The 26,147-nt window shown below is 60.6% G+C and carries 17 protein-coding genes; 8 read left to right on the plus strand and 9 right to left on the minus strand.

Translation table 11 applies throughout. From position 1 onward, the window contains the following. Positions 1–59 precede the first annotated feature (59 nt). The 4 genes from GXP70_RS23620 to GXP70_RS23635 all read left to right on the plus strand — a co-directional run bounded on the left by GXP70_RS23620 (position 60) and on the right by GXP70_RS23635 (position 3,764). Positions 60–422, plus strand: a complete 363-nt coding sequence (locus GXP70_RS23620; protein WP_162359094.1) for a phage holin family protein — start codon at positions 60–62, stop codon at positions 420–422. Between the two features lie 104 nt (positions 423–526). Then, positions 527–919, plus strand: a complete 393-nt coding sequence (locus GXP70_RS23625) for a cupredoxin domain-containing protein (protein WP_162359095.1) — start codon at positions 527–529, stop codon at positions 917–919. Between the two features lie 269 nt (positions 920–1,188). Next, positions 1,189–1,875 (plus strand): SDR family NAD(P)-dependent oxidoreductase, encoded by a 687-nt coding sequence (locus GXP70_RS23630; protein ID WP_162359096.1) that lies wholly within the window; start codon positions 1,189–1,191, stop codon positions 1,873–1,875. 605 nt (positions 1,876–2,480) lie between these two features. Continuing rightward, on the plus strand, positions 2,481–3,764 hold the full coding sequence (locus GXP70_RS23635) for an IS110 family RNA-guided transposase (protein ID WP_162357319.1): 1,284 nt from the start codon (positions 2,481–2,483) through the stop codon (positions 3,762–3,764). Between the two features lie 558 nt (positions 3,765–4,322). On the opposite strand, the gene GXP70_RS23640 is transcribed toward GXP70_RS23635, so the two are convergent. From GXP70_RS23640 to GXP70_RS23670, 7 genes are all read right to left on the minus strand, one after another. Further along, positions 4,323–8,804 carry a hypothetical protein gene (locus GXP70_RS23640; RefSeq protein WP_162359097.1) on the minus strand — a complete coding sequence of 1,494 codons (4,482 nt, stop codon included), beginning with the start codon at positions 8,802–8,804 and terminating at the stop codon, positions 4,323–4,325. 431 nt (positions 8,805–9,235) lie between these two features. Then, complete coding sequence (gene pheT / locus GXP70_RS23645; protein ID WP_162359098.1) at positions 9,236–11,680, minus strand: phenylalanine--tRNA ligase subunit beta; 2,445 nt, start codon at positions 11,678–11,680, stop codon at positions 9,236–9,238. 18 nt (positions 11,681–11,698) lie between these two features. Continuing rightward, positions 11,699–12,730, minus strand: a complete 1,032-nt coding sequence (gene pheS, locus GXP70_RS23650; RefSeq protein WP_162359099.1) for a phenylalanine--tRNA ligase subunit alpha — start codon at positions 12,728–12,730, stop codon at positions 11,699–11,701. A 401-nt stretch (positions 12,731–13,131) separates the two neighbouring features. Then, complete coding sequence (locus GXP70_RS23655) at positions 13,132–13,764, minus strand: YcnI family copper-binding membrane protein (protein ID WP_162359100.1); 633 nt, start codon at positions 13,762–13,764, stop codon at positions 13,132–13,134. Between the two features lie 547 nt (positions 13,765–14,311). Further along, the gene (locus GXP70_RS23660; protein ID WP_162359101.1) at positions 14,312–15,028 is read right to left on the minus strand and encodes a response regulator; all 717 of its coding nucleotides are present in this window, start codon (positions 15,026–15,028) and stop codon (positions 14,312–14,314) included. 5 nt (positions 15,029–15,033) lie between these two features. Then, positions 15,034–15,870, minus strand: coding sequence for a sensor histidine kinase (locus GXP70_RS23665; RefSeq protein WP_162359102.1), 837 nt, complete (start codon positions 15,868–15,870; stop codon positions 15,034–15,036). 66 nt (positions 15,871–15,936) lie between these two features. Further along, positions 15,937–17,538 (minus strand): copper resistance CopC/CopD family protein, encoded by a 1,602-nt coding sequence (locus tag GXP70_RS23670; RefSeq protein ID WP_162359103.1) that lies wholly within the window; start codon positions 17,536–17,538, stop codon positions 15,937–15,939. A 510-nt stretch (positions 17,539–18,048) separates the two neighbouring features. Between GXP70_RS23670 and GXP70_RS23675 the strand changes: the two genes are divergently transcribed. From GXP70_RS23675 to GXP70_RS23690, 4 genes are all read left to right on the plus strand, one after another. Beyond that, positions 18,049–20,274: a ribonucleoside-diphosphate reductase subunit alpha gene (locus GXP70_RS23675; protein WP_162359104.1), complete on the plus strand. Its 2,226-nt coding sequence runs from the start codon at positions 18,049–18,051 to the stop codon at positions 20,272–20,274. Positions 20,275–20,499: 225 nt separating this feature from the next. After that, positions 20,500–21,537, plus strand: a complete 1,038-nt coding sequence (locus GXP70_RS23680) for a ribonucleotide-diphosphate reductase subunit beta (RefSeq protein WP_162359105.1) — start codon at positions 20,500–20,502, stop codon at positions 21,535–21,537. Positions 21,538–21,720: 183 nt separating this feature from the next. Then, a complete protein-coding gene (locus GXP70_RS23685) occupies positions 21,721–22,653 on the plus strand; it encodes an AraC family transcriptional regulator (protein ID WP_162359106.1) in 933 nt (310 codons plus the stop codon). A 111-nt stretch (positions 22,654–22,764) separates the two neighbouring features. Continuing rightward, positions 22,765–23,514 carry a hypothetical protein gene (locus GXP70_RS23690; RefSeq protein WP_162359107.1) on the plus strand — a complete coding sequence of 250 codons (750 nt, stop codon included), beginning with the start codon at positions 22,765–22,767 and terminating at the stop codon, positions 23,512–23,514. Between the two features lie 3 nt (positions 23,515–23,517). Here GXP70_RS23690 and GXP70_RS23695 read toward each other — a convergent pair whose 3' ends face one another. After that, positions 23,518–23,928, minus strand: a complete 411-nt coding sequence (locus GXP70_RS23695) for a gamma-glutamylcyclotransferase family protein (protein ID WP_162359108.1) — start codon at positions 23,926–23,928, stop codon at positions 23,518–23,520. 76 nt (positions 23,929–24,004) lie between these two features. Continuing rightward, on the minus strand, positions 24,005–26,128 hold the full coding sequence (locus GXP70_RS23700; RefSeq protein ID WP_162359109.1) for a putative bifunctional diguanylate cyclase/phosphodiesterase: 2,124 nt from the start codon (positions 26,126–26,128) through the stop codon (positions 24,005–24,007). Positions 26,129–26,147 lie beyond the last annotated feature (19 nt).

Consider the following 26,147-nt stretch of genomic DNA (forward strand, 5'->3'; position numbering starts at 1 on the left):
TATCGGCGTCAAATGGAGGCCAGAAGCTTTGCCACTACTTTATGCAGGAGGTAATCGATATGCATTTTCTAGGTCATGTCGTTCGATTTATCGTCGCCGCGATCGTGCTGATGGTCGTCGGCTATATCGTGCCGCAATTCAGCGTAGGCGGATTCTGGAGCGCGCTCTTCCTGGCGTTGGTCATCGCCGCGCTGGGCTGGATCGTGGAAGGCATTTTCGGCAAGAGAGTTACGCCCTTCGGCCGCGGCATCGTCGGCTTCCTGATGAGCGCGCTCGTCATCTGGGTAGCGCAGTTCATCGTCGGCGGCGTGTCGGTAACGTGGCTCGGGGCGATTCTGGCGGCGCTCGTCATCGGGATCATCGACTTGTTCATTCCGATCAGCACGCCATATGAGGCCGGCAGAGACCAGGGCCGTTCTTAAACGTCCAACCAGGGGTTCAACAGATCGTCACAGCAATTTTGTCCCTTTCGCGCTATACTGGAAATGTTCAACAATCCATGTCTAGAGAAGGGGACACGATAATCATGAAAAAGTACTTGCTCATCTCCATGATGCTTGCCGCCGCGATCTTCGTTCTGGCTGCCTGCGGGTCGAACGCGAACAATACGAACAACAGCTCAAGCTCGAACGTCGAAGAAACCGGCACGGCGGCTGCGGCCAAGGTAACGATCAAGGCCAAACGTTTCGAGTTCGACCAGACCGAGTATAAAATCAAAAAAGGCGAGCCGACGGAAATTACCGTGGTGTCCGAGGACGGCGTTCACGGGGTCGAAATTCCCGATTTCGGCGATTTGAAGCTCGTCTCCGGCAAACCGAAGGTCGTCACGTTCAACGATGCGGGCACGTACGAATTCCAATGCGACATTCCGTGCGGAACCGGCCATGCCAAAATGGTGTCGAAAATCGTCGTTGAGTAAGGCAAACATCCGTACAAGCCAAACCCGAGTCCTTGTTTCCCGGAACTCGGGTTTGGCTTTTTTAGGGGTCATGCCGCAAGTGCCGGCTGTATACCGTTGTCTGATTGCGCTCATAAGCTGCGCTGATGAAGCGGCGTTTCGGGCGATTATGCGTCCATTTATCGGACAACCCGCAGGCTGCGTATAAGAAATCCTTATATAGCGCCTATTCCAACCGCTTACCGATGTCTGATACGATGTCTGCAACGCTAACGAAGAGGGTGGAGCATATGGCAACTGGCATACTGCAAGGACGCGTCGCCGTTATTACGGGTTCGGGAAGCGGACTGGGACGGGCGACCGCGATCGATTTCGCGGCGGAAGGCGCCCATGTCGCGCTGATCGGACGGCGTCCGGACAAGCTGGAGAGCACGGCCGCGGCCATTCGCGCCGCGGGCGGGGCCGGACGGGCGCTTGTCGTGCAGGCCGACGTTACCTCCGAGCAGGACGTCGAGCATGCCGTCGGCTGGATCGCGGCCGAGCTGGGGGCGATCGACATCCTCGTCAACAATGCGGCGATCTTCGAGCCCGGCTCGGTGCTGGAGCTGAACGCCCAGGAGTGGACAAGGCAAATCGCGGCCAATTTAACCGGGCCGTTCCTGATGACCCGGGCGGCTCTGCCGTTCATGCGCCGCGCCCGTTACGGGCGGATCATCAACATTACGTCCGGCCTGGCAAGCAACGGCGCAGGCGGATACGCCGCCTACAGCGCCTCGAAGGCCGGCCTGGAATCGCTCACGCGCACGACGGCCGACGAGGAGCATAACTACGGCATCCTGGTCAACGCGTTCAATCCCGGCACGATCCGTTCCGAAATGCATGCCACGGGCAACGATCCGCACAGCGTCACTTCCGGTTTGGTACGTCTCGCCTCGCTCCCCGCGCTCGGAACGACGGGAACGATTGTGACATGCTGAGCCGGTATAGATGATGATGATGGCAGGATAAGAAAAAGCCCACCTCTGCCGAGGTGGGACATCATGCGACGTTAGCCAGATTGTTGAGAACTATACGCTGCTTCGAGCAGGCTTGTGGCAATTTGCGCCCTGGCGCACGAACAGATCCTGCTGCCGCTTCGCCGGCGTGCATGGGCTGCTGTAACCGTTTCGGCACTTCGCGCAGCTACTGAGTGAAGTGCGGCGGCGTATGACGGCTGTCAACCTCTTGTGGCGTGGACTGCTGTAACCGATTCGAACCAGCCGGATCGGGCTGGTTCACGGTGCGTCCGTCGATGCAAGGAAGCGGACAGGAGATCCGTTATTCGCTGCTTTATGACGTTTTTTCGTGTGCTGGCGGACAAGAGATCCGTTATATCAGCCAATTAGCATGTTCTTGGTAACCATCCCGGCCAATAACGGATCGTGTGTCCGTTCGCAGCCCCCAAAAGTAAGATTCCGCCAGAATAAAATTCCTGTAGAGGCTAAGAAATCGTCTTGGAACAGAAAAGAGTGCCTCTGGTAAGATGGATTGTAACGGGTCAGAGCCCTTAATCGCCATCATCCACCAGGAGGACACTCATACCATGAAGTTTAACGCATCGAACGCCATTAATCAACGGATTGAAAAAATTACCCCTCAGCATCTTATCGTCGGAATTGACATTGCCAAAGAAACGCATGTCGCAGCTGCCGTGAACTTCCGCGGGATCCAGCAAGGCCGCAAGCTCGTTTTCTCCAATCATGCCGATGGCCTTGAACGCTTGCTGCGGTGGGTACAGGACTTGCAACGGGCGTATGGGTTTACGGAGGTTATCTTCGGCGCCGAATCGACGGGACATTACTTTCTCAATGTGGCCTTCGCCCTGCGTAAACGAGGACTTACCGTCGTTCTGGTCAATCCGCTGACGACGAAACGGAATAAAGAAAACCGAGATAACAAACCTTCCAAAAACGATGCAAAGGACGCCGTGACCATCGGCGACGTCGTCTCTCGCGGGTACTACACGGAGTGGGTGGTTCACGATCCGGTATACCGGCAGCTGCACGCCTTGGTCAATGAACGCGAGGCGATGAGCGATGCCCTCACCGTCATCGACAATCAACTTCAGACGGCGATCGATCAGGTGTTTCCGGAATTCTGGTCGGTCTTTAAACACTGGGACGGCAGTCGTGCACGAGCGACCTTGCGCAGCTTCCCCCTGCCCGCGGACATCCTTGCCAACACGCTCCCCGAGCTGATCGAAGGGTGGCGGACGAGCGGCTTGAAGCGAGCTGGAGGAACAACGGGCATCCAAATCGCCAGCCAGTTGCTCCTGGCCGCCGGGCGCTCCATCGGAGTCACGGAGGCAGCGGAACTTGGCCGGCGCATTCAACGGCTCCTTGCGCGGTATGAGCATCTACTGGCTCAGCAAGCCGAGGTGGATGTGGAAATCGCCGCCCTGCTGGAGCGACTACCGCCGGCTGTCCTGCGTCCCTTGCAGGAAGTCGGGCTCAGCCCCTGGTTCATGGCCGTGATCCTTGCCAATACTGGCGATCTGCGGCGCTACACCCATGGTCAGCAATTACTGGCGCTGGCGGGGCTGAACTTGGCCGAGCGCAGCTCCGGCACCTGCAAAGGGCAAGTGAAACTTGCCAAACGAGGGCGAAGGCAACTGCGCAAATATCTGTACCTGGCGGTCATGATGCTGCTCTGCAACCATGCGGGTTTTAAACGCTGGCATACGTACAACATCAAGACCCTACGTCAGAAAGGCATACACTCGGTGTTGAAGCTTGTGGGCAAGCTCTGCCGCATTCTGGTTGCCCTTGCACACAGCGGCGAAGCCTTTCAGGAACAAAAGGCTGCCCCGCTGCGAAACGCGACCTAGTCTGAAGAGCGAACCCCCGTCACTTACGTATGTTGTCCCATTCGCGGGATAGAAAAAGAAAGCACGGAGTACCGAATGGAAGTTCCGCAAGGGCACAGACCCGTCAAATAAAAGCGATCGGACTTCACCGCTTGGGTAGGTATAACGAAGGAAGGTAAGGGCGTAGACCCGTAGAGACATGGGATGGTGAACCCTCAAGCCAGCGTGAAGAAAACGTGCAGCAGAGCAGGGAGCAAAGGAGCTTCTATGGCATCCTCTATTCCCGCATGCCCGCCTGCGCTTTGCTTGGGGAGTCGGCTACCTTGCCTAGCTTCTGTCACCTGTCCAATGCACTTGAAATCCTGCGAATGAGAGAGCATACGTGAGAAAAACCATTATTACCAGAGGGACGGAACCTCTGTCCGCGAGTCTTAGAGAAGAAACCTTTCCTTTAAATACATGCCGCGTATGCGGCGTCGAACTTTCTCGATAGCTTGACCCACCTCTTCCGAGGTGGGTTTTCGCATTTATAGCGATGATTACGTAACCTATGCCTGTTGTTCGGGATCGGGAGGAGCATCAGCTCTTCTCGATCATTTCGATCCAATCGTTGAATTCCGTCTGCAGCTTGCGATACTCCGTCACTAGCTTGCCATGCTCGATCTGCAGCTGCTCGTGAACGGACCGCAGTTCTTCTTTATCCTGCACCGCCTCGTTCAGCGCCGTCTCCAGCTCGGCGAAGCGTTCGTCGAATTGCTGCGACTGCTGCTTGGCCTCTCTGGCCTCGGCCTCGATCAGCCGCAGCTGATCCAGCAAGCCGGCCTCCGACTCGGCATGAGCCGCAGCTTGCTGCCGGGCCTCCTCCAGCTCGGCTTCCGCCGTCTTCGCTTGCCGCTCCAACTCCACGGCCGCTTCATCGGCGACGCGCTCCGCTTCCGCCATCTGGCGACGCGCTTCGCGCATCAGCTCGGCCGCGCGGTCTTCGGCGGTCTGCAGCCGCGCGGTCAATTCGGAGTTGCGGCTGCCCAGCAGCTCGAGCTCCTGCTGCATGCGGCCGCGTTCTTCCTGCAGCTCCGCTTGCAGCCGCACGTAAGCTTCGGCGCTGCGACGCGCTTCCGCCAGCTGCTCGTTCAGCTCGCCAAGCTGCGCTTCCTGCTGCCGGAACGCCTCCGTCCGGCGGTGTTCGCTCCGCTGGAGCTGCTCCACATGCAGACGCAGCTGCTCCGCGGCATACTCCTGCTCGCGAAGCTCCTGCTGCAGCCGCTCGATCGCGAGCTGCTGCTTCTCTTCCTGTTCGGCTGCTTCCATGAGCAGCAGCTCGCCGTTCTCCTGCGCGTCAAGCAGCTGCTTGCGCATCCGTTCCAGCTCGGCGTTCGCGCGATCCTGCTGCTCCGCGAGCCGACGATTCTCGCTGCGGAGCGCTTCGCTGCGTGATTGAAGCTCCGCCTGCAGCGCCTGCTCCCGCTCCGCAGCCGACGCGCGCATACCTTCCAGCTCCCGCTGATGCTCCGCCGTAAGCCGCGCGGCTTCGTCGGTGCTTTCCTGCAGCGCCTCTTCCAGCAGCAGCTGCGCCGTCTCGCGCTCCTGCGCAAGCTGCGCCGCGGCTTCCGTCCGCTCCTGCTGCAGCGCTTCGCGCAGCTGCCCCTCGGCCGCCGCATGCGCTGCGCCGGCCTGCGCCTCGGCCCGTTCGGCTTCCGCGCGAATGCGTTCCAGCTGCTCCCGCGCTTCCTGGCGAATGCGGTCCGCTTCCGCTTCGGCTTCCGCGCGCGCCTGTTCCAGCTGCGCAAGCAGCTCCGCGCGAATCTCCGCCAGCTGCTCCGCCGCCGCCGCCGCGGTTGCTTCTTGCAGCGCCCGCTCGCGGCGCAATTCCTCCTCGTGCTTGTCCTGCGTTTCGATCAGCTCCAGCAGCGCCGCTTCGCGTTCCTGCTCCAGCTCCGCAATCGCGCCTGCGCGCTGCTCCGCGAGCTGCGCTTCCATCGCCCTGCGATGTTCGGCGAGCTGATCCTGCAGCGCTTCGCGCAGCTGCTCCAGCTCGGCGGCAGCTTTCGCTTCGGCGGCTTGCAGCGCATCGTCATGCGCTTTGCGCCCTTCCGCCGCCCGCGACGCCGCGCTCAGCAGCATCTCCTCGTAAGCCTCGCGCTCCGCGGCGGCATTCGCTTCCGCTTGCCGCAGCTCGCGCGCATGAGCTTCGAGCGCCTCGCGCTCGGCCAGCTCCCGCTGCTCGCATTCCCGCTCCAGCTGCGCTTCCAGCTCGGCGCGCAAGCGGGCCATTTGCGATGCAGCCGCTTCCTTGGCTGCGGTCAATTCCGCTTCGGCCGCTTCCCTGACCAGGCTCAGATCGCTTTGCATGGCTTCGCGCTCCGCTGCGGCCTTGGCTTCCGCCTCGCGCAGCCGCGCTTCCAGCGCTTCGCGCTCCGCCGCCGCTTTGGCCGCCGCCTCGCGCATCTCCACTTCATGCGCTTCCAGCGCTTCCAGCTCGGACAGCTCCTGCAGCTCGCGCGCTTGCTCGAGCTGCAGCGACAGCTCGGCGCGCAGACGGTCCAATTCGGCCGCCGCCGATTGCTGCGCTGCAGCCAGTTCTGCCGCGGCATGGCCGCGGTCGGCTGCCGCCTGCGCCTCGGCGTCACGGAATGCAGCCGCATGGGCTTCGCACTCGGCAGCCGCTTGCTCGCGCGAGATCCGCAGCTCTTGCTCCAGCGCCTCGCGCTCTTGCTCCAGCGCCGCATACGCTTCAGCCGCGCGAAGCGCCCGCTCCTGCGCTTCCTGCAGCTCAAGCTCCGTCAATTCGCGGAGCTCGCGCTCCTGCTCCTGCGCCAGGCGCTGCTGCGCAAGCTCCGCTTCCAGCTCGGCGCGGACGCGCTCCTGCTCTGCAGCGGCTGCTTCGCGCTCTTGCGCACGCTCTGCCGCCGCTTCCGCCAATTCGGCCTTCGCGCGCGCTTCGACGGCTTGGAGCGCCTCCTGCGCGGCCTGCGCAGCCAAATCCTGACGCTCCCACTCCTGCTCCAGCTCCGCTTCCGCTTCTTCCTTAACGCGTTTAAGCTCGGCCTCCAGCTCTGCCCGCATTTCCGCCAGCTTCGACGCCGACGTCTCGCGCTCAACATCCAGCTCCAGCTGCGCTTCCTCGCGCAACCGCTTCAACTCGGCCTCTAGCGTCACCTGCACTTCCTTCAGCTTCGACGCCGAATTCTCGCGCTCGCCATCAAGCTCCAGCTGCGCTTCTTCGCGCACTCGCTCAAGCTCGGCCTCCAGCTCTGCCCGCATTTCCGCCAGCTTCGACACAGACATCTCGCGCTCAACATCCAGCTCCAGCTGCGCTTCCTCGCGTACCCGCTTCAGCTCGGCCTCCAGCGTCACCTGCACCTCCGCCAGCTTCGACGCCGACTTCTCGCGCTCAACATCCAGCTCCAGCTGCGCTTCTTCGCGTACCCGCTTCAACTCGGCCTCCAGCGTCACCTGCACTTCCGCCAGCTTCGACGCCGACTTCTCGCGCTCAACATCCAGCTCCAGCTGCGCTTCTTCGCGTAACCGCTTCAACTCGGCCTCTAGCGTCACCTGCACTTCCGCCAGCTTCGACGCTGACGTCTCGCGCTCAACATCAAGCTCCAGCTGCGCTTCCTCGCGCACTCGCTTCAGCTCGGCCTCCAGCGTTGCCTGCACTTCCGCCAGCTTCGACGCCGACATCTCGCGCTCGCTATCAAGCTCCAGCTGCGCTTCCTCGCGCAACCGCTTCAGCTCGGCCCCCAGCTCTGCCTGCACTTCCGCCAGCTTCGCCGCCGCTGCTTCCCGCTCGGTCGCTGCCAGCGCTTCCGCAGCGCGCTTCGCGCCCTCAAGCGCCTCTTCGGCTTCGAGCGTCTCCAGCAGCCGGTTCTCGCGCTCCTGCTCCAGCAGCCTCCGCTGCTCTTCGAGCTCGCACTCCAGCGAATCGCGAAGCTGCGTCAGTTCCGCTGCCAGCTCTTCCCGGATCCGGGCGGCTTCGGCCGCCGCCGCCTCGCGTTCCGCGGCAAGCATGGATTCCGCGGACAGCCGCGCCCGCTCCAGCGCTTCCTCGCCCGCAAGCACGGCCAGCGCGTGCAGCTCCTGCTCTTCGGCCAGCGCCTGCTTCGCTTGGAGCAGCTCGGTCTCCAGCGCTGCCCGCACGCTCGCCAGCTCCTCGGCCGCCGCTTCTCTCGCAGCGGCCGCCTTCGCATCCGCCTCTTGCAGCGCCTGCTCCAAGCGGGCTTGAAGCATCGCGGACAGCCGTTCCAGCTCTTCATGAGCGGCTTCGCGTTCGAGCTCGCGCTCCTGTTCCACCGCTTCGCGTTCCTGCGCGAAGGCCGCTTCCGCCGCCTCGCGCTCGGCGCCGTGCTCCTCGAGCATGCGCAGCTGCTCCGCAAGCTCCTTGTCGCGCTCCGCTTGATGCTCCTGCCGCAAGCGCTCCAGCTCTTCACGCGCCGCAGCCAGCTCCTGCTCCCGCCGAGCTTCCAGCTCCGATTGTACGCGTACCAATTCGGCGCTCGCTGCCTCCTCCGCTGCCGCATGCCTCGACTCCGCTTCGCGCAGCGCCGTCTCATGCCGCGCTTCCAGCTCCGACCGCGCGCGGTCCAATTCGGCGCTTGCGGCGGCTGCCGCTTCCGCCTGCTTGGCTTCCGCCTGGCGCAGCGCCGCTTCGTGCCGCCCTTGCAGCGCCGCGCTCGTACGTTCCAGTTCCGCGCGCGCGTGCTCCCGCTCCGCTTCAAGCGCCGTATCCGCGCTGATCCGCTCGGCTTCCAGCTGCCCCTGAAGCGTATCCAGCACGAGCTTCGCCTGCTCCAGCTCGGCTACGGCCGCTTTGCGCCGTTCTTCCGTCTCGTCCATCCGCTCGTTCTCGGCGCGCAGCCGGAACATCTCTTCCGCCATCTGGACCGAAGCCAGCATCGCGAGCTTCGGCAGGTCCAGGCGCGGATAGCCTTTGGCGAGTTTATGTAAATTATCGTCGACGTACGCGGCAATCCGCTTAATGTAGTCGGGATTGTTATGTCCTGTCAGTTTGAATTGGTTACCGTATATATCAACCGTCACACGTGTCCTATCGGCAGCGTTCATGAGGGCGTCCTCCTATTGTTCCGGGTGAAAAATTCGTTGCTTGCCATTCCGAGCGCTTCTCTCGTTCCGATCCTTCGTTTCCGCCAGTCTCCGTCAACTCCTGCTGCCTGTCTGCCGCAAACCCGATTCGAATACCCGTTATCGCAAACGATTTCCGTACGGCCGCTGCCTTATTTGCGCCAATTCACCCGGCTCCGGAAGACAAACCGGGCGCGGCCGAATGCCTTCGGCCTTGCCCGCGTCATCCCGTATCGCCGGGCTGTAATAGAAAGGCCGCATCGAGAATCGTTCCGAAATATAAGGAAGTATACGCATCCGCTTATACCTTCTTATATTTCTCCGGAATGAAACACGCCGCGCCATCGGAAGGATGGCGACTGCCGTTTCACCTCGCACGGAACTAATTCGATGCGGCCAGGGGCATCTCCTGCCTATTTACGCAATTCCGCCGCAAAAGATTGTTCTAATTTCGCGACAACCTTGCCATGCAGCTCCGTCACTTCCTCATCCGTCAGCGTACGCTCCGGATGACGGTACACGAGCGACAGCGCGACGCTCTTCTTATCCGCGCCCAGCTTCTCGCCGGTGTAAATATCGAAGATGCGGATCGACTCCAGCAGCTCGCCCGCCGTCTCGGCCGCGGCCTCGGTCAGCTTGCCCGCTTCCGCCTCGCGGCTCAATACGACCGCGATGTCGCGCTCCATAGCCGGATAGCGGGGGAGCGCCTTGTACACGATATCGGAATCTGCCGCTTCGTACAGCGGCGCAAGCTCAAGCTCGAGCACGTACGCGTCGCCGAGATCGTGATCGATTTGAACGGCCGGATGCAGCTGGCCCAGATAGCCGATCGTCACGGAGCCGCGCTCGCCGTGGAAGACGACGGCCGCCGTGCGGCCCGGATGCATATGAGCCGGCTGCGCCGCTTCGTAGCCGATCGCGCCGCTTACGCCGAGCACGTCCGTCAACGTTTCGAGCACGCCTTTCAAATCATAGAAATCGTACGCTTCCGCTTTGCGGTTCCATTCGGCGCCCGCGCGGTTGCCCGTCAGCAGAACGGCCAGACGATGCTTCTCGTGCGGCAGGCGCGTCAGCGCTGCTTCGTCCGTATGGAAGACGCTGCCGATTTCGAAAATCGCCGCGTCGTCGTTTTTGCGATTACGGTTATAGGCCGCCGTTTCAAGAAGCTGCGGCAGCAAGCTCGTGCGGAGCACGCTGCGGTCCTCGCTCATCGGGAGCGCGAGACGCACCGGCAGCACGCCCTCGCCGTTCAAGGCAGGGAACAGCTTCGTCCGGTCCGGGTGGGTGAACGAGTAGCTGATCACTTCGTGCAGGCCGGCGTCCGTCAGCCGTCTGCGCAGCTCGCGGCGGATCGCCTGCGGCTTCGTCAGGGCGCCGGGCGTAGCCGCGCCCTCGATCGCCGTCGTCGGAATGTTGTCGTAGCCGAACAGGCGCGCCGCTTCCTCGATCAAATCGACGTCGCGCGTAATATCGCCCCGGCGGCTAGGCACATCTATTGTAAATACCCCATTCTCGGAGAGCTGAAACGGGAATTGCAGACGGCCGAAGATCGTCTCCAGCTCCAGCTTCGACATGCTCGTGCCAAGGTAGCGGTTCACTTTGTCGATGGACACGGTCACGACGGTCTTCGCCGCCGGTTCCACGATCTCTTCCACCACGCCCTCGAGCACATGGCCGTCGGCGTACTGCGCCATCAGCGCAGCCGCGCGGTCGAGCGCCGGGATAACGCGGGCCGGATCGACGCCCTTCTCGAAGCGCGCGCTCGATTCCGAACGGAGCCCGACTTGGCGGGACGTCTTGCGCACCGAGCCGCCCTCGAAGCGCGCCGATTCCAGCAGGATGTTGACCGTCGCGGACGTCACTTCGGAGTCCGCGCCGCCCATGACGCCGGCAAGCGCCAGCGGCGAACTGCCGTCCGTAATGACGAGCATATGCGGCTCGAGCTTCCGCTCCTGGCCGTCGAGCGTCGTCATCGTTTCGCCCTCGTTCGCCAGGCGGACGACGATGCGGCCGCCGGGGATTTTATCCGCGTCGAACGCGTGAAGCGGCTGGCCGTATTCCAGCATGACGAAGTTCGTAATGTCGACGACGTTGCTGATCGGACGGATGCCCGCAGCCATCAGGCGGTTCTGCATCCAGAGCGGCGAAGGGCCGATCTTCACGCCTTTGATATAACGGGCGCTGTAGTGCGGGCACTGTTCTTTCGCCTCGATGCGGACCGATACATGCGCGGACGCTTGTTCCGCGGAATCGCTCAAACGGTTGTCGGGCAGCTTAACCGAGCGGCCGGTCAACGCGCCGACTTCGTACGCGACGCCCAGCATGCTGAGGCAGTCCGAACGGTTCGGCGTCAAGTCCAGCTCCAGCACCTCGTCGTCGATGCCGAGCACGTCGAGGATGGAAGCGCCGACCGGCGTGCCTTCCGGCAGCACGAGAATGCCCTCTTGCAATTCTTTCGGCAGCAGCTTGTCGTTCAAGCCGAGCTCCTTGGCGGAGCAGATCATGCCTTGGGATTCCACGCCGCGCAGCTTGGCTTTCTTGATCGCGAAGTCGCCCGGCAGCACCGCGCCGATCGTGGCGACGGGAACGAGCTGTCCGGCCGCGACGTTCTTCGCGCCGCAGACGATCTGCAGCGCTTCGGGACCGCCGACGTCGACCGTCGTGACGTTCAGCTTGTCGGCGTCGGGATGCTTCTCCTTCGTCAGCACGCGGCCGACGACGACGCCGGTCACGCCTTTATTGCGCGATTCCACGACGTCGATCTCGATGCCGCCGCTCGTCATCAGCTCGGCCAGCTGCTTGCCGTTATAGCCGTCCAGATCGATATATTGACTCAACCATTGGTAAGATACGTTCATCGTTTATAGGCCTCCTTCTCACATTCGGACAAACTGGCTCAGGAAGCGCAGGTCGTTCGTATAGAAATGACGAATGTCGTCAATGCCGTATTTCAAAATCGCGATCCGCTCCACGCCCATGCCGAACGCGAAGCCGCTCATTTCGTTCGGATCGTAGCCGCCCATCTCCAGCACGCGCGGATGCACCATGCCGCAGCCGAGAATCTCGATCCAGCCCGTATGCTTGCACATCCGGCAGCCGTGGCCGCCGCACTTGACGCAGGTGACGTCCACTTCCGCGCTCGGTTCCGTGAACGGGAAGAAGCTCGGGCGAAGGCGGATCTGCGCCTGCTTGCCGTACATGAGCTGCACGAATTGCAGCAGCGTGCCCTTCAAGTCGCTCATCCGGATATTCGGTCCGATGACGAGCCCTTCGATCTGGTTGAACTGGAACGAATGCGTCGCGTCGTCATCGTCGCGGCGGTACACTTTGCCCGGGCAGATGACTTTGACCGGCTTGCCGTTCATCGCTTTCATCGTGCGCACCTGCACCGGCGACGTGTGCGTCCGCATCAGGATTTCGTCCGTGATGTAGAACGAATCCTGCATGTCGCGCGCCGGGTGGTTCTTCGGCAGGTTGAGCGCTTCGAAGTTGAAGAAGTCGGTCTCCACCTCGGGTCCTTCCGCGATCGTGTAGCCCATCCCGATGAACGCGTCTTCGATTTCCTGCGCGACCTTGTTCAGCGGATGCACCGCGCCCGCGCTCGTCTTCTTGCCCGGCAGCGTAACGTCGATCGTCTCCGCGCGGAGGCGGTTCTCCGTCTCCGCCTGCTGGAACGCGGCTTGCTTCGTCTCGATGACTTCTTCGATGGCGGCGCGCACTTCGTTGCCGGCCTGCCCGATAACCGGACGCTCTTCGGCGCTCAAGCCTCCCATGCCGCGGAGAATTTCCGTCAGCGCGCCCTTCTTGCCCAAATATTTGACCCGCAGATCATTCAGCTGCTGCGGACCGGCAACATCCCGCAGCTCTTGCAGCGCCTCGGCGCGCAATGCTTCCAAACGCTCTTTCATTACCATCCAGCCCCTTCTGTGCACAAATAAAAAAACGGTCCTCTCTCCCTGTAAGGGACGAAAGAACCGTGTTACCACCCTAATTCAAACTGCCGGCCGCGGTGCATAGAGCCGGGCAATTCCTCATTAAGTCCGGATATCGGCCGGACGGCCGGAGCTTCCTACCTCATGCGCCTTGACGACGCACCCGTTCAGAAGCCTGCTCGGAAGCGAACTTCGGCAGCCTGATTTCCCGAAGACGCTCTCAATCAACGGCGTCTTCTCCCTGTCAAGAAAGCACTGCGTACTCTTCTTCCTCATCGCATTGCGTTATATGCATACTATTATACGCAATTTCCATATCCGTCCGCAAGTCCGTCCGCGGCGGATTCCGCTTATTATTTGCATGTAATCAATCCGGCTTAGCGTTTCTTGCGGGTCAATGCCGCGAGCAGCGCCAATGCGCCGAGCACGACCGCCGCGATCGCCAGGCCGAGCGTCACATTTTCTTTCGTGCCGCTTCCGCTCTCGCCGCCGGCCGCAGCTTGCGCGTCCGACGCCGGCGCGCCGTGACCGTCGCCTTCGCCGGTTCCCGCGGCAACCGTCGTTACCGATGCCGGATGATCGCCGCCCTCGGCTTCGACCCATTCCACGACGGACTTGTCGCTGTACGTCTGGTACGCTTTCCATTGCAGCTGCGTCGCGTCGTCGGCTACTTTGCCGCTCATGCGGAAATCGGTGAATTCCGTCTGCGCCAGCCCGCTGCCTTCCGCCGTCCATGTAATGGACGTGATAACCTTCGTATCCGCCGCCTGCTCCAGCTCGTACTTCCAGCCCGGCTTCGGCTCGACGCGGCTGACGGCTACGCCGTCGGGCACCTTCACTTTCACGCTCGTCGTCGACACGTTCTCTTTCTCGCTCGGCACGCGAACGGTGAATACCTCGTACGCCCCCTGCGTTGTCTGCTTCGGCTGCACCGTTACATGCGCGCTTGCCATGGAAGCGAACAGGAACAACGACATTACCGCCGCTCCAATAATCGAAAATTTCTTCATGCGATTCATCCTATCGCCAACTCCCTCTCTGTCAGTCCTGTATTTCCGCTGTCGCGAGCGCAGCGTCTCTAAGAGCGAGTATACTGCAAAGCGCTGCCGGGAGCATGACTCGAAGGGGCTATGCGAATGTTACGATCGCGTGTCGGCGGGCTTGTATGCAAGGTCAAAAGCCCACAGCTGCCGGCTGGCCCGGCGGTGTGCGCTTCGCGATACGAAGCCCCCGCCAGTGTCGGCGCGGCTAACGGCTTAACTCTCAAAGCGAAGGCCCGCGCCGCGCAAAGATTATCGCTGTCGCGTGTTCACGAATCGTCAATTGTCTTTCAACAATTCACAGGAGGGATTTGACCGGCTGCAGCGCTAATAGTGTATTTCCTGTCCTCCGTGAGTCCCGTCGAACTGAATCGGCCGCGAACAGGCAGAAAGCGGCGGATTCAACGTCGATGCAAAGGCGAGGCCCCGCGAACGGCAGCCGGCAAGCCTATACAGTCCCGAGAAAGGAACCGCCCGCTAGACACGACTCCCCAACCGAAGCCCGCCGCCGAACCCGCTACTCCTTCACAAGCCCTTTCTCCAGCGCGTACCGCGTCAGCTGGACCCGGTTGTCGAGATGCAGCTTCTGCAAAATGTTTTTCAGATGGTTCTTCACCGTGTGCTCCGACAAGCCGAACGTTTCGGCGATCTGCCGGTTGGAGCTGCCCGATGCGACCTGCTCCAGCACTTCGCGCTCGCGCTGGGTCAGCGCGGTATGGATAGGCGCATCCGCTTCCCGGCCGCCGGCGCCCGCCGTCCGGTCCCGCTTCTCCGCGGGCTGCTGCCCGCCGCCGCTGCCGCTGTTGAACTCCTGCAGCATGCGGAAAGCCAGTTCCTTCGGCAGCGGCGCTTCGTCGAGCGCCACGGCGCGCAAATAGTCGAGCCACGATGAAGGCGACAGGTTCTTGAGCAGATAGCCCTGCGCGCCCCGTTTGATGGACTCGAACAGATCCGCGATATCGTCGGACACGGTCACCATGACGATCTTGATCAACGGGTCGATCGATTTGATCAGCTGCGTCGCCTCCATCCCCGACAGGACGGGCATGTTGATGTCCATCAGCACCAGGTCGGGTACGAGATCGGCGGCCAGCATGACCGCCTGCTCGCCGTTCGCCGCTTCGCCGACGATTTCGAACTCCGGCGCCCCGGCTAATATCTCGCGCATCCCTTCCCGCCCATGCGGATGGTCGTCCGCCAGCAGCACCTTGACCGTCGTTCCGTTACCGTCCATCGTCCTCATCCTTCCTTCACGACTTCCACGATCGTCCCGCCATCGTCCGCCCGGCGGACGGAGAACTGCCAGCCCATATCGGCCGCCCGGCCCTGCATCATCCGAACGCCGTATCGGCCTTTGGCCATCAGCTGCTCCGGCTCCGCGCCGACGCCATCGTCGCTCACCGTGCACCGGAACGCGCCATCGGAACGGTCCCCGGGAACGGCCCGCACCGTCAAACGGGACGCGCCAGCATGCTTCCGCACGTTCAGCATCGCCTCGCGCACGATGGCCAGCAGCTCCACCTTCTCCTTGCCCGAGAGCCGGGAGTCGGCCAATTGCCAATCCAGCTCGACGCGCAGTCCGCCAAGCGCAAGCTCGCCCGCCATCTCCCGCACCGCCTGCATCCACTGCACTTCGGTGCGGGACGGCTCGCTGCGCAGGCTGGCGATGGACTGCCTGACGTCTTCATAGACATGCTTGACCGTCCGGCGAAGCTGCTGCGCCGTCTCCGCCGCATGCTCGGGATCCTTGGCATGTTCCAGTTTATCCAGCTTCACGGACACCAAGAACAGCGATTGCGAAATGCCATCGTGCAATTCTCTCGCCAGCTGCTCGCGTTCCATGAACGCCGCCTCGGCCGACTTGGACCGCTGCAGCGTCTCCTGCGTCACCTCCAGCATGCGAAACAGCTTGATCACCAGCGTGGCCGTCACCGTGATGACGATGACGGGCGTAAGCGCGTTGCCGAGGTCCATGGACAGATAGGGCAGCAGCAGCGTATGCCGGAGATATTCCCATAGCGCGACCGTCAGCGTCGGCGTCCACAGAATCAGCCATTTGATGCGCTTGTACGTCATGTCCATGCCCCCTTCCGGCTATGCGCGGGTTTCAATCGGACGCTCGCTCCTCCCCGCGTCCTGCCATCAGTAGTTGCGGAAGTCGACCTTCTGCACCGTCTCGTTGTCGTCTTGATCCATGATGCGGATTTCCGCCTCCCAGCGGCCGGCGAACGGGATATACGGTCCTTTCGCCTGGTAGGCGGATTTCACGAAGCCGTCGAAATCGGTCAGTTCCGTGTCCTCGAACGGTTGGACCGGCACGGCGATCGGACCGAGCTCCTTGCGGTCCAGCGAGAACAGCCGGAGCTGAACCGATTTCGCCGCGCCCGCGGCATCCGGCAGCCATACCTTGACCGTGAACTCGTTATCGCCCGCCTTGTTCGGCGTGACGCGGAAGGAAACATGCAGTTTGTCGCCCATTTGATGATAGGTGACGGGCTCGTTGGCAGGCAGCGGGCTGATATACGTGAACAGCGCCGCCACGACGATGATCAACGCCATCAGCGCGGCATCCGCGCGGAGCAGGACGGCCGTAGGCAGATCGCCTTTGCGCACCTTCAGATGGAGCGTCCCCCCTACGCCGAACACAAGGACGACCAGACCGGTCTTGATCAGCAGGAGCGTGCCCCAGGACGTATAGAACAAATATTTCAAGCTCGGCAGGAACAGGTACGTCATGCCGACGCCCGACAAGACGATCAGCACGAGCGATAACAGCGCGGCCCGCGAGAACACGACGGCGAACCGGCCCGCTTCCTTGCGTTCCTTCTGCCACAGCAAGAGCAGCAGCGTCAGACCGCCGACCCATACCGCGGCCGCCGCAAGATGGACGAAATCGAACAGCAGCGAAGCCGATTTCGGCGAGAAGACCGCCGCGTGCCCGCTCCAGCTCTCCACGGCCAGGATCGCGGCGGCCCACACCGTTCTGACAGCCGGATGAAGCCGGACGAGCGCGAAGCCGACGAGCGACAGGGCGAGCAGCGCGATCCACTCCCGGCCGATCGACGTCTGCAGGAACAGCTTGCCGTATTCGCTGGACGGGTAGCCCTTCAATATTTCGCGCGCATGGACGAAAATATACAATAGAACGGCGACGAGGAGCGTCCGAAGCGCGATCGGCTCCCACCGCTTCCGGAGCTCCGCGAACGCGGCTCCCCGGCTCCGCGCCAGCAGCGGCCAAATCATCAGCCCTGCCGTCCACAGCAGCGCCGCATAATATAGAGAACGGACCGCGTAAATGATGAATTGGTTGGTCGTCAGCTGCGTCGACGCGGCATGACCCTCGTGGCCCAATGCCTTATGCGGGTCGAACGCCGAGGCATCCACCCCCTGCGGCGGGTTGCCGACGACGAACACGTAGGAGCCGCTGACCGGATGCCCGTCCGCCGAAATAATGGCGTACGAGACCGTATAGACGCCTTCCCCCAGCTTGGGGAGCGCCAGCGAGATCGATTTCCGGTCGTCGCTTGTCTGCGGATTCGCGTTCGTAACCCGGCGGGACTGGTCGTCAAGCACTTCGAGCGAACCGACCTTCGCTTCGATTGCTTCATTAAAGGCGAGCCGTACTTCGCTCGGGGATTGTTCATATTTGGCGTTCGGCTCGGGTGCGGCGCCCTCGAGCTCGGCATGCGCGAATGCGGCCGTCGCTCCTCCGAGCAGCATCGCGCACAGCCATATGCCCAACATCGCCGTCCTGACGATGGCGCGAATCGATATGTGTTTGGATGTAGGTTTGCTGCCGATCGACATCTTGTGTCGTCACGTCCCTTCTGCACTGTTCGTATTCCGTATGCCGGAACCGATATCTAGCCTTAAGTGTACTCGAGCCGAAAGCCGAGCACCAACCGAATTTTCAACTTTTGTATGACGAAATCGGCCGTGCGTTCCCGCGTCCCTATTATTGTCACCACACGCCGGCTGCCGGAAGTGCTATAATTGTTCTTCGCTGCTTTCTTTTTTATAGAGCTCAAATAAAAATGAATCGCGGATACGGCGTTTCCGGTATCGTTTGCAAAGGGCGCGGCTGTACGTTTTCATCGTTTTTTCATGCCCGAAACGCCGGTTCCGGAGCGCCTGGATGTCGAATTGTTTACCTTGACAACCACTACATATCGGTGTACCTTTGGTAAGTACTCACAACATATTGTGTATTACAGGCTGTCAGACGACAACCTTTGACAAGGAGTGGCTCTGCCCGTGGATATTATTAAAAGGAATGGTCAGAAAGAAGAACTTATCTTTTCCAAGCTGAAGAAAGTTATTGATTTCTCTTGTGTCGGCTACAGCGACTGCGATCCGCTGGAACTGGAAACGGCCCTGCTTCCTTACTTCCGCAACAACATCACGACCAAAGAAATTCAACGTACGCTGACGCAAGTCGCGGTCGAGAAAACCAGCATCGAACAGCCGAATTGGCAGTACGTTGCAGCCAAGCTTCTCGTGTACGATCTCTATAAAGAGTCCGCCATCAACCGCAAGTACGGTTACTTCGGCTACGGCGACTTCTACTCCCTCATCACGTACCTGACCGATAAAGGCTTATACGGCAGCTACATACTGGAACACTACAGCCGCGATGAAATCCGCGAGCTTGGCAACTACATCGTGCCGGAACGCGACTACCTGTTCAACTACATCGGCCTCAAGACCTTGTCCGACCGTTATCTCATCAAGAGCTTCGGCGGCGACGTGCTCGAGCTGCCGCAGGAGCTGTTCATGGGCGTAGCGATGCATCTGGCTATGAAAGAAGAAGACAAGCTGGGCTGGGCGCGCAAGTTCTACGACGTGCTGAGCCGCCTGCAAATGACGGTCGCGACGCCGACGCTCGCGAATGCGCGCAAGCCGTTCCACCAGCTGTCGAGCTGCTTCATCGACACGGTTCCGGATAATCTGTGGGGCATCTACAACGTCGATTCCAGCTTCGCCCAAGTGTCCAAATTCGGCGGCGGCATGGGCATCTACATCGGCAAAGTGCGCAGCCGCGGCTCCAACATCCGCGGATACAAAGGCGTTGCCGGCGGCGTCGTACCTTGGATCAAGAACTACAACAACACGGCCGTCGCGGTCGATCAGCTCGGCGTCCGTTCCGGCGCCGTGGCCGTCTACCTTGACGTCTGGCATAAGGATATTTTCGACTTCCTGAACCTGAAGACGAACAACGGCGACGACCGGATGAAGGCGCATGATATTTTCCCCGGCGTCTGCATTCCCGACCTGTTCATGCGCAAGGTACAGGAACGCGAATCGTGGTACCTGTTCGATCCGCATGAAGTCCGCAGCTACATGGGCTTCTCGCTCGAGGACGCATGGGGCGAGGAATGGGAACGCCGCTACGAAGAGTGCGTGAACCATCCGGAGCTGCACAAGGAAGAAGTGCCGGCGATCGAGATCATGAAGCGCATTCTGGCCAGCTCGTTCGAGACGGGCACGCCGTTCGTCTTCTACCGCGACACGGTCAACCGCGCGAATCCGAACAAGCACAAGGGCATCATCTACTGCTCGAACCTGTGCACGGAGATTTGCCAGAACATGAGCCCGACCGAATACATCACGACGACGCACGAGGACGGCATCATCACGACGCAAGTGAAGAGCGGCGACTACGTTGTCTGCAACCTCTCTTCCCTCAACCTCGGCCGCACGCGTACGAAAGAGGAAATCGAAGAGGTTGTCACCTGCCAGATGCGCATGATGGACAACGTCATCGACTTGAACCACTATCCGATTCCGCAAGCGGAAATTACGAACCAGAAGTACCGCGCCGTCGGCCTCGGCACGAGCGGCTACCATCAATGGCTGGCGCTGAACGGCATCGCGTGGGAATCCGAGGAGCATCTGGACCGCGCCGACGAGCTGTATGAGTGGATCAACTACTGCGCCGTCAAAGCATCGATGGAAATCTCCAAGGAGAAAGGCGCGTTCCGCGTCTTCGAAGGCAGCGAATGGCAGACCGGCGCGTATTTCGATTCGCGCGGTTACAATGCCCCGCACTGGCAGAAACTAAAACAAGACGTAGCCGAACACGGCGTCCGCAACGGCTGGATGTTCGCCATCGCGCCTACGGCGTCGACATCGCTGATCGCCGGCTCCACGGCGGGCATCGACCCGATCTTCAACAAATTCTTCGTCGAAGAGAAGAAGAACGCGGTCATTCCGCAAACGGCGCCGAACCTGAACGATGAGACGTTCTGGTTCTACAAGGAAGCGCACCATATCGACCAGCACTGGAGCATCCGCGCGGCGGGCCGCCGCCAGCGCCACATCGACCAGGCGCAGTCGTTCAACCTGTACATCACGCCGAACTATACGGCGAAGGAATTCATGGATCTGTACATGTCCGCATGGGAGAACGGGCTGAAGACCGTTTACTATTGCCGGAATAAGAGCTTGGAAGTCGAGGATTGCGTGAGCTGCAGCTCGTAATCAATAACGAGAGTGCATTCGCCCTGCAGGCGGAACGGGCCTCCGATCGCTGTTGTAACCGGATTTCCTGAATGGGTAAATTCAGAAATGGTTGAAATCCGGTTACAAAGGCGAACGCTGGCGCTTCTCCGGCTCCGTTCCGCCCTCCGGGCTCACAATTCTCGGTATTACTTAAATCGCTGCAGCACTTTAGGTAAGCAGGAAAAGAAGGAGGCAGCCCGTTCCATGGAACTGCAAAAAAAGAAGCTTTTCAATGAAGAAGGCGACCGCGACTGGGGTAAGCGCCGCATGATCGGCGGCAACACGACGAACCTCATCGAGCTGAACAACGTGAAATACGATTGGGCGACCAAGATGTACCGGACGATGATGAACAACTTCTGGATTCCGGAAGAAATCCCGCTCGCCCAAGACGCCAAGGACTATAGACTCCTGTCGCACTCCGAGCGTAACAGCTACGATAAAATCATCAGCTTCCTGATCTTCCTGGATTCGCTGCAAACGGCGAATCTGCCGAATATCAACGAATACATCACCGCGCCCGAAGTCAATCTGTGCCTGACCGTGCAGACGTTCCAGGAAGCGGTTCACAGCCAATCCTATTCGTACATCCTGGACAGCGTCTGCGCTCCGGAAGTGCGTGACCAAATCTACAACTTGTGGCGCGAAGACAAGAACCTGCTGAAACGCAACCGGTTCATTACCGACCTGTACGAGAATTTCATCGCGAATCCGTCGTCGCAGAACCTGATCAAGACGATCATGGCGAACTACATTCTCGAAGGCATTTACTTCTACAGCGGCTTCAGCTTCTTCTACGCCCTGGGCCGTCAAGGGAAGATGCTCGGAACGGTATCCGAGATCAAATACATTCAACGCGACGAATTGACGCATCTGGCGCTGTTCCAAGGGATTTTCCGCGAGGTTCGCAGAGAGAATCCGGAATTGTTCACGCCGGTTCTCGTGGAAGAGCTGCGCCAAATGATGCGTACCGCCGTCGAGCATGAGATCGAGTGGGGCAAGTACATTACGAACAACCAAATCCCGGGCCTGACGGACGAGATTATCGACGCTTACATCAAGTTCCTGTCCAACGAACGTTTGCGCAAGCTGAACCTGGATATCTTGTATCCGGAAATTACGGAGCACCCGATGAAATGGGTCGAAAGCTTCAGCAACATGAACGGCATGAAAACCGACTTCTTCGAACAAAAGGTCACGAACTACAGCAAATCGTCCAACCTCAACTGGGGCGATCTGTAGGACCATTGACAATAGACCGCAGACCGCTTCCGGCCCGTATCCTGGGCAGGGGGCGGTTTTTCGCATGCCGCCTTGGCGCGTAACGGCGATTCGCCGCAAGGGGCAGGCCGTTTCGGGAATGGCTTGCTTCATGGTACAATACGGATAGCAAGCGTCTTGAACATGGCCGAAGGAGTGGATCCCTTGGACATCGACAAGCAGCAGTTGGCGCAGTTGCAGCCGGCGATTCGGGTCGGCCACCGTTTTCAATTTCCTTACGAACGCCATGCGCATGAGTCCGGACGCCGCGGTTACTGCTACGCCTTTCATCTTGTCGACGGCGGCAAAGGTACGCTGTCGGTCGGCGACGCATCGTATCCGCTGAAGAAAGGCGACTTGATCTACGTGCCTCCCTTGCAGCTGCATTCGTTCTACACCGATCGGGAGAATCGGTTGTCTACATACAACTTGTACTGCGAGCTGTGGAACGCGGAACATGCGCCGAGCGAGCATCATCTGTATTGGAAAGAGGAAGACTACGAACCGGAGCTCCTGACGGAAATCCGGTCGGCGCCGTTCCTCGATGCGTGGCCTTATTATTCGCCGATGCAGCATCACGGCTTCTTGACCGACCTGTTCATCCAGATCGTCAAGGAACACCGCAAGCAGCAGCCGCTCGCGGACGAGGCGGCGCACGGGTTGTTGAAAGCGTTCCTGCTGTCGTTCGCGCAAGCGTCCGCCGAAGGGCGAACATCCGATTACCGCATGACCGCCATCATGGACCGGATCGACCGCGAAGCGCATGCCGGTTCCGATTACGAAAGCTGGCTCGCCCAGAGCGGCCTGCAGAAGACGCAGTTTCACGCGCAGTTCAAGCGCAGCGCCGGCATCTCGCCCAAAGCGTATTGGACCCGCTCGGTCATGAGACAAGCCTCGGCCGCCTTGTGGGAAAGCAACCGCAGCATCACGTCGATCGCGGAGGATCTCGGCTATCCGTCCATCCATCCGTTTACGAAGCGCTTCACCGCTTATTACGGCGTCTCGCCTACGCAATTCCGGAAACGAAAACACGAGCAGCCCCGGCCGAATGGCAGCCAGGACCAAAGTCCAGCAACAAAACTAGACCGCGGCCGTTAACACGTTTACCGGACATCCATGTACACTTGAGGTGAAACAGCATGCCGGATCTTGCCGGCATAAGGCGTTTCCTTCCGGAGAAGTTAGAACGTGGAAAAGAGGGTATTCCATATGTCTCAACAAATATACGTCATTAACGCGGCTCTTGCCGTCCTATTGCTGCTCCTCGCGCTATGCGCCGGCTTCATGACAGGAAGCCTCGCTTTCCGCAAGACAGGAGAATCGCTGCGGCATGGCGCCATCGCCACGCTGTCGCTGCTTGGCGCGATGTCGCTCATCTCCATCGGCAAAGTGACGATGCTCATCGCGACCTATTCCTATCGCAGCTGGTTCGTGCTCGATTCGGCGCTTCTGTTCCTGACGCTGATCATGGCGCCGACAGCCGCCATTGCCGTATTCTCGCTGCCCCGGCTGCTCCAGCTGGCGAAGCTGCAGCCCCGGCTGACGGAATCGGCCGTCAGCCGCACGAAGCGCCGCGCGGCATCCGAAGTGAAGCTCGTCGTGCCGATCCAGGTGCTCGTCATCGAAGCGCTGCTGTACGCGGCGATTAACGTCTTCCCCCTCGGCATGGCGCACCGCAAACAAGTGCTGATCATCGGCTTGTTCGTGCTCATGTCGCCCGCCGTTCTCATCTGGCGGCAATCCATCCGCCGCCGGCGGATTCACCGCGACGACGGCACTTCGGCCGTTCATTACATCAAGCGGATCGTGTTCATCACGATGGCGTTCATGCTCCTTGCGTTCGGCATCATCCATACGATGAACAACGCCAAAACGCTCAGCGACGACGGCGCCGCTGAGCGCAATGACAAACTGCCGTTCTCGATCACGCTATCCCCTGTCGGCTACAGGAGCAAATAGCCGTTAAACCCGAGTCTTGCGGGCCCAATAGTCCGGCCAATCCAGTCCATCGATGGCCGGACAACCGCGCGGCCGGTCCCACACGTACACCCATCCTTGTCTTGCGGGCAAGTCGAGATCCCGCGCCCATACCCGTTCGTAGTCATTCGCTTCTTCGATGCCGTAGAACTCCTCCAGCTCGTCCATCCGGCGAAGCCCGAGCGCGCTCACCGTCATCCATAGCCCCTTCACGCGCATGTCGCCCGCTATCGCTTCGGCGTCCCGCAGCATGGCGGGATACGGTCCGGCATCCACCAGCCGTCCGCTGATCGTCCCGGGCTCCATCCGGCTGACGAACGGTGCCGCGACATGATGATTGCTCTGCCCGGGCAGCAGCGTACCGTAGACGAACACCGTCGCTTCATGTATCATCATCGCTGCGAGATACCTCCTCGTTCAGCCCATAGGAAATGCGGCAAGCGCCGTCCATGGCGCGCTTGCCGCATTTCCGTTAAGCCAACTGGCTGCGATGCCGGAACCAGTTCTCGAACAAATTGGCCGGAATCGGCTGCGTATAGTAATAGCCCTGCGCTTCCTCGCAATTGCGTTCGCGCAGAAACTGGATCTGCTCGTCGTTCTCGACGCCCTCCGCCGTCACCTTCAGCTTCAAGTTCTTCGCCATGTCCGTAATCGTCGAGACGATCGCGGCATCGCTGCCGCCTTTCGCCAAATCGTTCACGAAGCACCGGTCGATCTTCAGCTTATCGATCGGGAACCGCTTGAGCGAGCTGAGCGAGCTGTAGCCCGTGCCGAAATCGTCGATGCTGATCTGCACGCCGAGCTCCTTCAGGCTGGCCAGCGTTTCGGCCGCGAACTCCACGTCGCTCGTCATGCTCTCCGTAATTTCGAGCTCCAAATACCGCGGCGGCATGCCCGTCTGCTCCAGAATCGCCTTGATCCGCTCCGCCAGCTGATGCTGCCTGAACTGCCGCATGGACAGATTGACCGACATCATCATCGGCGGCAGACCGGCATCCTGCCACAGCTTATTCTGTCTGCAGGCGGCGCCGAGCACCCATTCCCCGAGCTGCAGGATCAGTCCGTTCTCTTCCGTCAGCGGGATGAATTCCCCCGGCGGAAGCAGGCCGCGCTTCGGGTGATGCCAGCGCACGAGCGCTTCCACGCCGACGACTTTGCCGCTGGTCAAATTAACGAGCGGCTGATACGCAAGGGCGAATTGCTCCTCGTCGATCGCCCGCCGCAGATCGCTCTCCAGGCGGAGGCGATCATGCGTCTTGCGGTTCATTTCGGGCTCGTAGCTGGAATACTCGTTGCGATGCGCTTTCGCCGAATACAATGCCGTATCCGCGTTCTTCAAGAGTGTCTCGACGCTGTCCCCGTCCTTCGGATAGAACGAGACGCCGAGACTGATCGTAATGTGATACTCCGCGTCATCCAGCACGAACGGAGCGTCGAACATGCCCATGATCGCCTTCGCCCGCTCATCGACCGCGCCTTCCCCGTCCTCAAGATTCGGCATCAGCATCACGAATTCGTCGCCGCCCATCCGGTAGACGCGGTTCGCGCCGTCAACCTCCAGCCGCAGCCGGTCGGAGACGGCCTGCAGCATCCGGTCGCCGAACGAATGCCCGAGCGCGTCGTTGATCGTTTTGAACCGGTCGATGTCGAACAGGAAGACGCCGACGCGGGCGCTGTTCAGCTGGGCCAGCCGCAGCTCCTCGTTCAGCTGCTCCTTGAGCAGCCGGCGGTTGGAGAGGCCGGTCAGCTCATCGTGATAGGCCAGGAAGTTGATGCGGGACTCCGTCCGTTTGTACTGCCGGTACGGTTCCTCGACCGTCACGTAATAGATGCCTTTCATAAGAAAATAGTAGCCCACCAGCTTGTAGACGTGGCCGATCAGCAGATCGCTGTCATGCGCGCCCGCGCAAAGCATGAATTGCATATCCGACACGAGGAAGAACACGAGGGACTGCACGATCGTCAGCAGCGCCTGCGGACGCTCGTTCCGGTTCCGGTACAGCACCATGAAGATCGTGCCGATGTACGCGACGGCGATCAGCGATTCCAGCGCTAATCGCACCAGCTTCACATGACCCTCGGCGCCAAGCAGCGGAATCGCGCCGGACGGCAGCCGGAACAGCGCCAGGGAGAATGCGCCCGACACGACAAACGCGGTCAGGAACACCGGCAGCCTGCGGCGTGCGGAAACCGTCCCGTCGTTCGCGCGGAAAATGAAGAACACGCCCAGCGAGCCCGCCAATTGCGCCGCTTTCGAGAAGAGCAGCGACATCGGCATGGCGCCGATCATCCGGTAGAACGGCATGCCTGCGGCGGTTAAACTATGCAGCAGGTCAAACAGGCCGACGGCTCCGAAGAGCGCGGCCGTATACAGGCGATGCTTCGACAGCGTCCTCACGAAGAACGTCCAGCCGAGCACGAGCATCGTAAAACTGACGGCAAAGCCAAGCAGCTCCATGCCGGAATGGAGGAACAGGTAGAGACGCTCCGGAAGCGTTCCGTACAGCCCCCGATGGAAGGTTTGCAGCAGAGCAAAACTGAGAATGGCTGCGAGCGCGGTCCCCATCGTTATTTTTTCCGCCCGGTTTATCGACATGTGGTCCTCCTTCAACAAG

The organism is Paenibacillus lycopersici, assembly GCF_010119935.1.
In the GTDB taxonomy this organism is placed as follows: domain Bacteria; phylum Bacillota; class Bacilli; order Paenibacillales; family Paenibacillaceae; genus Paenibacillus_Z; species Paenibacillus_Z lycopersici.